The 9,480-nt window shown below is 67.7% G+C and carries 12 protein-coding genes and 1 pseudogene; 1 reads left to right on the top strand and 12 read right to left on the bottom strand.

The features are described 5' to 3' along the window. Positions 1 to 124 precede the first annotated feature (124 nt). From AC5Y5B_RS11815 to AC5Y5B_RS11795, 5 genes and pseudogenes are all read right to left on the bottom strand, one after another. Entirely contained in the window at positions 125 to 868 is a 744-nt protein-coding gene (locus tag AC5Y5B_RS11815) for an N-acetylmuramoyl-L-alanine amidase (protein ID WP_289176496.1), read from the bottom strand. A gap of 45 nt (positions 869 to 913) precedes the next feature. After that, a complete protein-coding gene (gene murQ / locus AC5Y5B_RS11810; protein WP_430919940.1) occupies positions 914 to 1,816 on the bottom strand; it encodes an N-acetylmuramic acid 6-phosphate etherase in 903 nt (300 codons plus the stop codon). An 87-nt stretch (positions 1,817 to 1,903) separates the two neighbouring features. Then, positions 1,904 to 2,692 (bottom strand): annotated as a pseudogene (locus AC5Y5B_RS11805) (BadF/BadG/BcrA/BcrD ATPase family protein); the annotation flags it as partial. Continuing rightward, on the bottom strand, positions 2,620 to 2,988 hold the full coding sequence (locus AC5Y5B_RS11800; protein ID WP_112634788.1) for a VOC family protein: 369 nt from the start codon (positions 2,986 to 2,988) through the stop codon (positions 2,620 to 2,622). The gene AC5Y5B_RS11800 and the pseudogene AC5Y5B_RS11805, both read right to left, overlap by 73 nt. 202 nt (positions 2,989 to 3,190) lie before the next feature. Continuing rightward, the gene (locus tag AC5Y5B_RS11795; protein ID WP_112634789.1) at positions 3,191 to 3,649 is read right to left on the bottom strand and encodes a GAF domain-containing protein; all 459 of its coding nucleotides are present in this window, start codon (positions 3,647 to 3,649) and stop codon (positions 3,191 to 3,193) included. Positions 3,650 to 3,817: 168 nt separating this feature from the next. Here AC5Y5B_RS11795 and AC5Y5B_RS11790 point away from each other — a divergent pair, with 168 nt between their 5' ends. Then, entirely contained in the window at positions 3,818 to 4,549 is a 732-nt protein-coding gene (locus tag AC5Y5B_RS11790) for a class I SAM-dependent methyltransferase (protein ID WP_112634790.1), read from the top strand. Between the two features lie 5 nt (positions 4,550 to 4,554). Here the strand turns inward: AC5Y5B_RS11790 and AC5Y5B_RS11785 are convergent, their stop codons facing one another. From AC5Y5B_RS11785 to AC5Y5B_RS11755, 7 genes are all read right to left on the bottom strand, one after another. Next, positions 4,555 to 5,724, bottom strand: a complete 1,170-nt coding sequence (locus AC5Y5B_RS11785; RefSeq protein WP_500005379.1) for a glycosyltransferase — start codon at positions 5,722 to 5,724, stop codon at positions 4,555 to 4,557. Then, positions 5,721 to 6,692, bottom strand: a complete 972-nt coding sequence (locus tag AC5Y5B_RS11780; protein WP_112634792.1) for a UDP-glucuronic acid decarboxylase family protein — start codon at positions 6,690 to 6,692, stop codon at positions 5,721 to 5,723. The genes AC5Y5B_RS11785 and AC5Y5B_RS11780 overlap by 4 nt, the downstream gene beginning before the upstream one ends. A 128-nt stretch (positions 6,693 to 6,820) precedes the next feature. Further along, the gene (locus AC5Y5B_RS11775) at positions 6,821 to 7,258 is read right to left on the bottom strand and encodes a nitroreductase family deazaflavin-dependent oxidoreductase (RefSeq protein WP_112634793.1); all 438 of its coding nucleotides are present in this window, start codon (positions 7,256 to 7,258) and stop codon (positions 6,821 to 6,823) included. 26 nt (positions 7,259 to 7,284) lie between these two features. Further along, entirely contained in the window at positions 7,285 to 7,443 is a 159-nt protein-coding gene (locus AC5Y5B_RS11770) for a hypothetical protein (protein WP_165821873.1), read from the bottom strand. A 143-nt stretch (positions 7,444 to 7,586) separates the two neighbouring features. Next, positions 7,587 to 7,931, bottom strand: coding sequence for a DUF732 domain-containing protein (locus AC5Y5B_RS11765; RefSeq protein WP_112634794.1), 345 nt, complete (start codon positions 7,929 to 7,931; stop codon positions 7,587 to 7,589). Positions 7,932 to 8,153: 222 nt separating this feature from the next. Continuing rightward, a complete protein-coding gene (locus AC5Y5B_RS11760; RefSeq protein ID WP_112634795.1) occupies positions 8,154 to 8,660 on the bottom strand; it encodes a DUF2505 domain-containing protein in 507 nt (168 codons plus the stop codon). Positions 8,661 to 8,688: 28 nt separating this feature from the next. Beyond that, entirely contained in the window at positions 8,689 to 9,330 is a 642-nt protein-coding gene (locus AC5Y5B_RS11755; RefSeq protein ID WP_346427302.1) for a M15 family metallopeptidase, read from the bottom strand. Positions 9,331 to 9,480: the final 150 nt, after the last annotated feature.

The following is a 9,480-nucleotide window of genomic DNA, read 5'->3' as shown; positions in this document are numbered from 1 at the left end:
GCGAGCACCAGCGCTAACAAGACCTTCTTCCCCCTGGCCATAGCTGAGAAGTGTACGCCTGGGAGGTAGTTCGCCGCGGCGTTTTTTGCGCGATCTGCCCTCGTTCGTCGCCGGGGAGCGCCGGTCAGTTGCCTGCCTCGATGGATGCGACCCGTGCGGCCGCGTCGGGGCCGCAGAAGCGCTGGAGATCCACACCGCCGGAGCCGAGGAGATCGTCAATGCGGCGCTTGAGGTCGCCCGAGGAGATGTGGGCGTACAGGTTGCGACCCGGGCACGAGGTTTGGGCCAGGTCCCGATGGCCCGCCAGCGTGTCGGCCGCAATGTGAAAATTCTGGGCGGCCCAGGCGAATGCGCGGGCCGCGCCCTGGAGCTGGGCCTCCGGCACGGCCTCCTGATCGAAATCTCCTTCGCAGAGGACCAGGAAATGGCCGGTGGTGTCGTAGTCCGTCGCGGTGTCGCCGGCGATCTCGGTGCTCCGCAGTTCGTAGATGTTGCCGTTGCGGTCGACGCCGACGTGATAGGCGATGTCGATCCATCCGTGCTGATCCTGGTGGTATCGCTGATCCTGGCGGAGATGTCCTGGGGCATTGCGGTTTTCGCCGAGGGCGACGGCCTCGTGGTGCAGTGTCATCCGGGTGATGGTGTGGCGCTTTCCCCCGGAGCGGGCCGGCCGGGCGCCCCAGGCGTCGCGGCAGAGCAACAGCGCCGACGTCGTAGCGGTCAGGCGCGCACTCATCGTCGAGGTCGCGGGAGGGGTCGCAGCGATAGGCGCGCCGCCGAGCAGGGCCGCCGCCCCGGCGCCGCCGCCGAGCGCTAATAGCTGGCGGCGGCTGACCAGAGCCGGCCGGCAGCATGCTGGCTCACACACGGTCCTCACGATACGGGTGTGACGACGGCCCGCGGAGGGCTTCATTCATGTTCCGGCCAGGGCGTCCCGCACGCGGCCGCGCGCCCGGTCGAGCCGGGCGGCGGCCTCGGTCGCGTCGACGCCCGCGAGCAACGCGACGATCGCGGTCTTGGCGTGACCGCCCGCGGCGGCGAGCGCGGCGGTCGCGGTCTCCTCGTCGACACCGGCCGCGTCGCGGACGATCCGCACTGCCCGACGGCGCACCTTCGCGTTGGTCGCGCGCACGTCGACCATCCGCGGTCCATACGCCTTGCCGAGCGCGATCATCACGCTCGTCGAGAGCGCGTTGAGCACCACCTTCTGGGCCGTGCCCGCGGTGAGCCGCGTGGAACCGGCGAGTACCTCGGGCCCGGTCAGCAGCTCGATCACCACCTCGGCGGACGCCTCGCTGCCCGGGTTGTTGACGATCGCGACGGTCAGCGCGCCCCGTGCCCGGGCGTGCTCAAGCGCTCCGAGCACGTAGGGTGTGCGGCCCGAGGCCGTGATCCCGACGAGCGCGTCCGCGGCGGTCAGGTCCGCGAGATCGGCGGGATCGAAGGCATCCTCGGCACCCTCGATCGCCTCGGTCAAAGCCGTTGGCCCGCCGGCGATCACGCTGCGCACCAGGTCGGTGCCGAACGTCGGCCCGCACTCGGCCGCGTCGAGCATCCCGAGCCGTCCGGGTGTCCCGGCGCCGGCGTAGATCAGGCGTCCGCCGCGTTCGAGCCGCGCGGCGATCGCTTGCGCCGCCGCCGCGATCCGCGGGACCGCCTCGGCCACCGCGCCGTGCGCGTCGGCCTCCGCGGCAACGAGCAGCGCGACGATCTCGGCGATGGGCCGCGCGTCGAGATCGTCAAGGTCTGGCCGCACCGCCTCGGTGGCGAGCGCATCGAGGCCTTGTGGGACAACGGCTTTCGGGTCCGCCTGCAGTCGAATCAGATGCGGCTCGTGGATCGCTCGCAGTCGCAGCGCGCCGTCGAGCGCGTCGCCCGCGGCCGGGATGAGGTCGAGCTGGGCGCGCAGCGCCTGGACTCCCGCCAGTCCGCCGACCATCGCGACCGGACCGTCCCCGGCCGCGCGGGCGGTGGCGGCGAGCGCCTCGGCGGCGGCGCTGACAATCTCCAGCGCCGCGGCGTCGTCCCGCGCCGCCAATACATGCGGCGCGAACGACGCGACCGCGGCGGCGCCGGTGAGCTGCGCGGGCCAGGTCTCGGGAGCGCCGAAGCGGGCCCGGGCGGCGTCGAGCAGCGTGGTGGACGGTCCACGTCCGTCGTGGGCGCGCAACGCCGCGCGCAGCCCGGCGGCGCCGATCCACGCGCCGCCGCCCTCGTCGCCGAGCCAGGGACCCCACCCGTCGGCGGTGCGCAGCGCGCCGTTCGCGTCGATCGCGAGCGCCGCGACGCCGGTGCCGACGACCAGCACGACGCCCGGCTCGCCGCTCAGGGCACCCGCATGCGCGATCACGGCGTCGCTGGTGATTCCGACGCGTTGCGCTCCAAGCGATTTCAGCAACGCCTCGCCCAGCGCGCGCGCCGCGTCCGGCGCCGCCCGTGCCCCGGCGGCGCCCACCATCACCTCGTCGACCGGGCCGAAATTTCGCGCGACTGCCAGGATCGCCGCCTCTGCGGCCCGCACACCGCCCGGCGCCGCGAGGCCGGGCGCGCCCGCGCCCTCGGCCCTGCGGCCGCCCGCCGCGGCCCGGCAGGACGTCTTGCCGAGGTCGACGCCGAGGATCACGGCAGCTTCTGGGCGAACTCGATGATGTTGCCGTCCGGATCGGCGATGTGCAGCGTTCGTTCGTGCCATGGCCGATCCACCGGTCCGGTGAGGATCTCGACACCGAGCCCGCGCAACCGTTCCGATTCGGCATCGACGTCGTCGATCAGAAAGCCGATCTCGCCGCAGGGCGGTTCTCCGCCGTCGCGACCTATGAGCTCCGGCAGCTTCGAGCGTTCGAAGAGCGAGAACTTCGTGTTCTCCATGTCGAACTCGACGTAGCCGTCGCCCTCGATGCGCACCCGAAGACCGATCACGTCGCGGTAAAACGCCACCGACCGGCTGAGCGACTCGACGTAGTGAATGACGTAGTCCACACGACGCATGCAATGCACCGTATCGGCTCAGTCCACCTTGGGCGTGGCCCACGCGGCATAAGGTTCGACCATGAACGTCCCGCCGGACATTCACTATGCCAAGAGCGGTGGCCTCAACATCGCGTTCTCGGTGGCCGGAGACGGGCGTACACCCGGGTGAGGTCGGGTTGCGCGACGAGGGTTGACGCGATACGGCCTCCGCCGTGCCGCGCTAGGTTTCGGTCCGCCGATGTATCCGTAAATCCCAGATCCGTTGTGTATCAACACCGACCGAGGGGCTGTGGATCTTCTGGAAGTTCCGTCCACCCCGATTGAAGGTGGCGATGACGGCGGCTGGCGCGTCCTGTTCCAGGATTGGGATGGACAGCCACTCACAGGGTCGTATGTGCACCAAATCCACCGCCTTAGCTGTTTCCCCGGCGTCATAGCCATAAGGCCCGCAGATGCGGCCCAGCCAGAACCAGCCGTGCGTGTCGCGGGTCCACACGAAGGAGCCTTCGTCGAGGTCGGCGAATCGGGCGACCCGACGGGCAAGCCGGTCCTGTTCGGCCGAACTGGTCACAAGTCGGCCAAACCCGCACACGCCGAGCCGGCGAGCGCGATCGATGGTGGCTTGTGGCGTGACGGCATCGTTGCGGGATCGCATCGGCGCGCGGTAGACGGCGACCATGAGAGACATGGTGCCCCGACGGTGCGGCCGACCCGATGCGCCCCTCTTCCCGCATCGATTGCGGCCGGACGCAGAATTGATACGGTCAACTCGCGGACGCCAATTTGGCCGCCGTAAATCTCGCGAGCCCACAACCGCACTGGAGGAGTTCATGCGCAGGAGCGTGTCATGACCGATGCCGCCTGGGCCCTCTACACCGAGCAGATGAACAACGTCGACGGCTGGTTCTTCGAGGCCGATGTCGAGCTCTTCAGCAAGCTGCTCGCATGCCAGACGGCCGAGGGCATCAAGGGTGACATTTTGGAGATCGGCGCATACCAGGGCAAGTCCGCCATCTTGATGGGTTACGGCCTGCGTGACGACGAGGATCTGGTGATCTGCGATCTGTTCGGCGCCGTGATGGATCACGCCGACGTGGCGCAGGCGCCGCGCCAGGAGTACTCGGGCCTGGATGAGCAGCAGTTCCTCGCCAACTGGGATCGTTTCCACACTCGCCGGCCAACGCTGGAGGTGTGCGAGTCATCGGCGCTTGATCTGGGGGAACGGTCACTGCGCTTCGCCCACATCGACGGTTGCCACGCCTACCAGTGCGTCGCCAAGGACATCAGCCTCGCCGTGGCTCACACGGGCGAACGGGGCGTGATCGTAATGGACGATTATCGAGGGGTTGAAACCCCCGGGGTGGCGGCGGCCGTCTGGCAGGCGGTCGGCAATGGCTTCGTGTTCCCTTTCGCGGCAACGTATATGAAGATTTACGCCTGCACCTCGGTCGCTGATCAGCGTTACTGGTCAGAGCGGGTTCGGGATCGCGGTGACATCTGCGCCTTCCCCGACTTCGAGTTCCCGTCATACCGAAGCGTTTCGGACATGCAAATCGGTCACTCGGCCGGCGAGCACTGACGGGGTCAGCCGGGGTCTTTGCCGACCGAGGCCTCCAGGAGATCGGCGGCCGTGGCCGCGCTTTCGGCGGGCGTGGCCATCTGGGCGGCCACCTCGAGCGTTCGAGCGGTGCAGTGCGGAGTGAGGATGGCCCGCAGATCGGCGAGCAGCGACTCCGGGGTGGTCGCGGAGAAGTGTCGCCCGATACCGACGCCCAGCTGGCCGACCGCGGCGGCCCACATCGGCTGATCGACCGAAACGGCAAGGGCCAAGGTGGGTTTGCCGGCCCGTATGCCCGCGAAGGTGGTGCCGGGGCCGCCATGGTGGACGACGGCGCGGCAAGCGGGAAACACGGCCGAATGGTTCACCGCGCTCACCACCTTAATGTGGTCGAACCGCGAGGTATCGGCCAGATCGCTTACGCCGCTGCAGATCAGCGCGCGCTCGCCCAACCGCGCGCAGGTCCCGCTGATCATCTCGAGCAGGCCGGCGTGGAACGCGACTCGCGCGCTGCTGCCAAAGCCGAAGTAAATTGGGGACGTTCCCTCGGCAATCCATGACGATACGTCGTCGTCGACGTCCGTCGTCAGCTCCAGCGTCAACCCGCCAACGAAAGGCCGTCGGACACCCCATTTCGCCCACTCGGCTGCCAGCCCCGGGAAGAAGAGTTCATCGTAGGCCTGGATCTCCAGCGGTTGTCGCGCCGAGGTTCCCGTTTCCTCCGGCAGGCCCAACGTTTGGCGCAGGGCGTCTTCGGCCTCCTTGGTGACTTGCGTGCCCGTATCACGCCCGAGGGGGTAGATTTGCAGTGCGGCCTGCGGAATGCCATGGTATGCCGCGACATTGGCGGCCAGTCCCTGCTGGCTCGCGTCGGTCAACAACAAGTCGGCCCCGTCCGCAAGCGAGGTGAGCGCCGTACCCAGCTGCGGCCAGAGTCGTTTGAGATCCTCTGAAATCACCCACGCCATAAAGACCGGGTTCGGCGTCTCCCCGTATTTTCGTGCGATTCTCGCGTTCTGCTCCACCTGATCCGGGCCGTGGGGGACCGCAGCGAGCCCCGCCGATTCGACGAAGCCAACGTAGTTAGGCGGCACGGCCATGGTGACATCGTGACCTCGGCGTTGCAGCTCCCGGCCGATGGTGGCGCACGGCTCGACATCACCCCGGGTTCCCAAGGTTGCCAGCACGAACTTCACCGCTGGACGCCCCCTTGGGAGCCACTTCCGATGACACCCGTGAAGTATTGGATCGTCCGCTCGACCCCTTCTTCGAAGGAGACTCTCGGGACCCAACCGAGGCTGGACTCGGCGAGGGTGATGTCAGGCCGACGTTGCTTCGGGTCGTCCGGCGGCAGTGGCTCGAAGACCGTCGCCGAGGGGGATCCGGTCATTTCCTTGATCATGCTCGCGGTTTCGAGGACGGTGACTTCGGCTGGGCTACCGAGGTTGACGGGTCCGGTGAACGAAGCTGCGCTCGCCGCCATTGTCACAAGCCCGTCGACGAGATCGTCGACATAACAAAAGGAACGGGTCTGGCTGCCGTCCCCGAAGACGGTGATCGGTTCGCCCCGCAGCGCCTGGACGATGAACGACGAGATGATTCGGCCATCTTCGGGGTCCATCCTCGGACCGTACGTATTGAAGATGCGGACGACCTTAATCCGCAGGCCGTAGCGACGCGCGTACTCGAGCATTAGCGTCTCCGCGACCCGCTTGCCTTCCTCGTAGCAGGCCCGCACGCCGAAGCAGTTGGCGTTGCCCCAGTAGGTCTCGACCTGGGGATGGACTGTGGGGTCTCCGTAGACCTCGCTGGTGGAGGCCTGCAGAATCGTCGCCCCCTGTTCGCGCGCGAGTTCCAGCAAGTTCCTGGTGCCGACGTAGTTGGTCTCCAGGGTGAGCAGGGGATCCCGCTGGTAGGCGCGCGGCGATGCGGGGCAGGCCAGATTGAAGATGACATCCAGTGGCCCCGACACGACCTCGTTCACCGACCGGGTGATGTCGTGCTCCGCGAAACTGAAGCCCGGATCGCCATCCAGGTGCATGATGTTCTCGCGCCGGCCGGTGCACAGGTTGTCGAGTCCGACGACGTCGATGCCGTCGCGGCGAAGACGATCGCAGAGGTGGGAACCCAGGAACCCGGCGGCGCCCGCGACGAGGGCTCTCACTGCTCGTTCTCCTTAGTTCCGGCCATCGAACACGACGTAGCTTCGCACGACCGCCATGAACTCCTGCAAGACGGCCGCTGGAAGCGCGTCCGCTCACACCGGCGGTTACCGGCTTGTTCAGCTGCAGTTCAAGGTTTCGGCGCCAGGACGACGACGGGGATGGGTCGCGACGTCTTCTTCTGGTATTCGTTGTACCGGTTCTGATTGTTCTTGTTGACGATCTGCCACAGCCGCGGATAGTCCGGGTCGTCCGACAGCACCGGTCGTGCGGTGACGGCGAAACGCCTTGGGCCGACGTTGATCTCGACGTCGGGATTGGCCTTCAGGTTGTGGTACCAGCCGGGGGACTCGGGCGCACCGCCTTTGGAGGCGACCACCAGGTAATTGTCCCCGTCGCGGGCGTAGCTCAGCGATGTCGTGCGTTGCTTGCCGGTCTTCGCGCCGACGGTATGCAATAGCAGGCTCGGTATCCACAGCGTGCGGTGACCGATCCAGCCGTTCGTCTTGCGATAGACCGTGTCGTGCAACCGCAGCACCTGCGAGAACAGTTTTTCTGCAGGACTCATGGCTCCAGTCTTACTCAGTTTGGGGGCTAGTGGTGATGCGGCGGCTGCTCGTCGCGCAGCCGGCGCTCGTCGGCTGCCTCGCGCGCCTGGTCCTCGTCGGCATACCGTTCCACGTCCTCGGGCGTGACCTGCACCCGTGGCGGCTTAGGGGCGGCCGGCGGTCGATGTGCGGGTTCGCTGGGCATGAAGCGATTGTCTCTCATTTTCGGCGGACGCTAGGTCTCGGCTCTGGCGATGTTCTCGACGATGATCTGACAGGCCGTGTCGTAGAAGGCGCTGATCAGGGTGGAGAAGGACAGCTCGAAGGGGCCTTGACGCGATCGCGTCCTCAGCTGTTGGTCCAGCGGTCGAACGCGGCCTCCATATCGGGGCAGAACGTCCCGACGGCAGCTCCCATGATCTGTCCGGCCTGCACCGAGGCGAAGCCGTTGCCCGCAACCGTCGGATAGATGGTGTCGAAGTCGGTGCCCCCGCGCGCCTGCTGGCAGACGTTGTTGCCGATATCGACCATCCGCCCGGGGTTGTCATACGGCACATGCAGCACGTTCAGCGTGTGAAGGTAGGCGCCGACCGAGATGGGATCGGGGTCGGCGCTGGCAGCCGGCGCAAGCGAAATCAGCCCGGTGACTGCGGCCGCAGCCAGCGCAGGTTTGAACACGGTCGTGCGAATCATGGATGGCTCCCAACGGTGGATGCGGTGGTAAAGGCGAGTGAAAAGCCCTGTCCCCGTGATTGATTCAGCACGATCAACTACGTCGCCGCGGGGATGGTTCCGCGCGGCACGTTCGGGTTCATGGTCAGGGAGCGTACTGCCGTCGCGGGCGCGGCGATGCGGCTTTGCCGCATTCGGACCGCCGACTAGGTCCGTGCGGGCCGCGCGACAGCGAATCTCGCCTCAGGTGTTGTGGATGATCCACGTGGTGGTGAAGCGCAGCATCTCGGGGATGCCCTCGACCAGGCCGGCCCCAATCGACTTTTCGAGCTTGCCGCCCACCAGCGGGATCTTCACCTCGACTCGCAAGGCGGAGCGCAGTTGTGAGCCGCCGTCATCCGTCGGCGCCAGCCAGGTTTCCGCGCGGCCGGACCCCAAACCGCCGGACGCCGAGACGTTGACCTGCCCGCGCACCTGGCGGTCGCCGTCGGGCCGCCACGTCTCGGTCTGCACGATCCTCACGTCACCGGTGACGAACTTGGCGACCAGTCCGGGGAGCAGCTGACGACCCAGATGCTGTGTCGTGCGCACCGTCACCGCGCCGTCGTCGTCGACTTCCAGCGAATCCAGTGTGGTCTGGGCGGCGCCGGCCGCGATGCGGGCCAGCCAATAGTCCTCGCGGCCGAACGCGGCATGGATCTGCTCGACAGTGGCGGGCGACTCGGTCAGGACGTCGAATGAGCGCGACATATGCGTCCATTCTTACAGGACGCCCGGCTCAGGGCCGCTCGAAGTGCTGGTAGTCGACGGGCGCCGCCCAGTGGCCGCCCCACCGCCACCCGGCGTCCGTGAAGGCGTGGACGGCCGGGTCGCCGTCGTGCAAGAGTCCCGGGTCGCTACGGCCGCGGTCCAGGTACTGCGCCGCGTTGTGCGGTTGGAAAGCGCCGGTGGCGTAGACGCACGGGTTGAGAAGCGGATTGAGGTCGATGGCCCGACCATAGGCGTGCGGCGACCAGTGCTCGCTTCCCGGGATGCCTCGGCAGTTGAAGGCCGACGTGTTGTTGTCCTCCATGGATTGCTCGTCGTCGGCGGCCGGATAGCGGTCCGCGGTGCGGATCTTCTCGATGGGGAAGCCGAGCCGGTACAGCTGCGCGAAGATCGCGATGACCTGCGGCACCACGTCCTCGTGCACGATCAGTTCGCCACGGTGGGTCTGGCCGTCGAAACCGATGTGGTCGACGCCGACGCGCCGCAACTGCGCAGGGCTCACCGGGCAGCCCGGCCGCCAGCTCGTGCCGAGCTCCGCGGCGGTGACCGGTCGAACGTCGGCATGGTCGGGCGGGCCCGGCGCGGTGGACGTGGGGCGCGACGATCCGGCCAGCGGGGGCGGCGGCGCGACGGCGCATTGCGTCACGGTCACTCCAACCGCCCACGCGCCCGCCAGCACGGCGACCCACCGCCTGCCGCCAATCAATGTGGATGGGTCCTCACCGCTTGCTCCATCGCGACAAGACCGTCGCGACCGGGCGTCGCGAGACAGGTCCGGCGCCAACGCTACTGCAGGCGGCCA

It is taken from the genome of Mycobacterium sp. NGS33 (genome assembly GCF_059812885.1).
The sequence above is the reverse complement of the archived record's forward strand: the minus strand, read 5'-3'. Positions and strand labels throughout refer to the sequence as shown.

What these genes read in the sequence shown, in the direction of transcription:
- AC5Y5B_RS11800 (WP_112634788.1), bottom strand. Translation starts at nt 2,988, where the DNA reads ATGCGTCGTGTGGACTACGTCATTCACTACGTCGAGTCGCTCAGCCGG.
- AC5Y5B_RS11795 (WP_112634789.1), bottom strand. Translation starts at nt 3,649, where the DNA reads ATGGTCGCCGTCTACCGCGCGCCGATGCGATCCCGCAACGATGCCGTC.
- AC5Y5B_RS11790 (WP_112634790.1), top strand. Translation starts at nt 3,818, where the DNA reads ATGACCGATGCCGCCTGGGCCCTCTACACCGAGCAGATGAACAACGTC.
- AC5Y5B_RS11775 (WP_112634793.1), bottom strand. Translation starts at nt 7,258, where the DNA reads ATGAGTCCTGCAGAAAAACTGTTCTCGCAGGTGCTGCGGTTGCACGAC.
- AC5Y5B_RS11770 (WP_165821873.1), bottom strand. Translation starts at nt 7,443, where the DNA reads ATGCCCAGCGAACCCGCACATCGACCGCCGGCCGCCCCTAAGCCGCCA.
- AC5Y5B_RS11765 (WP_112634794.1), bottom strand. Translation starts at nt 7,931, where the DNA reads ATGATTCGCACGACCGTGTTCAAACCTGCGCTGGCTGCGGCCGCAGTC.
- AC5Y5B_RS11760 (WP_112634795.1), bottom strand. Translation starts at nt 8,660, where the DNA reads ATGTCGCGCTCATTCGACGTCCTGACCGAGTCGCCCGCCACTGTCGAG.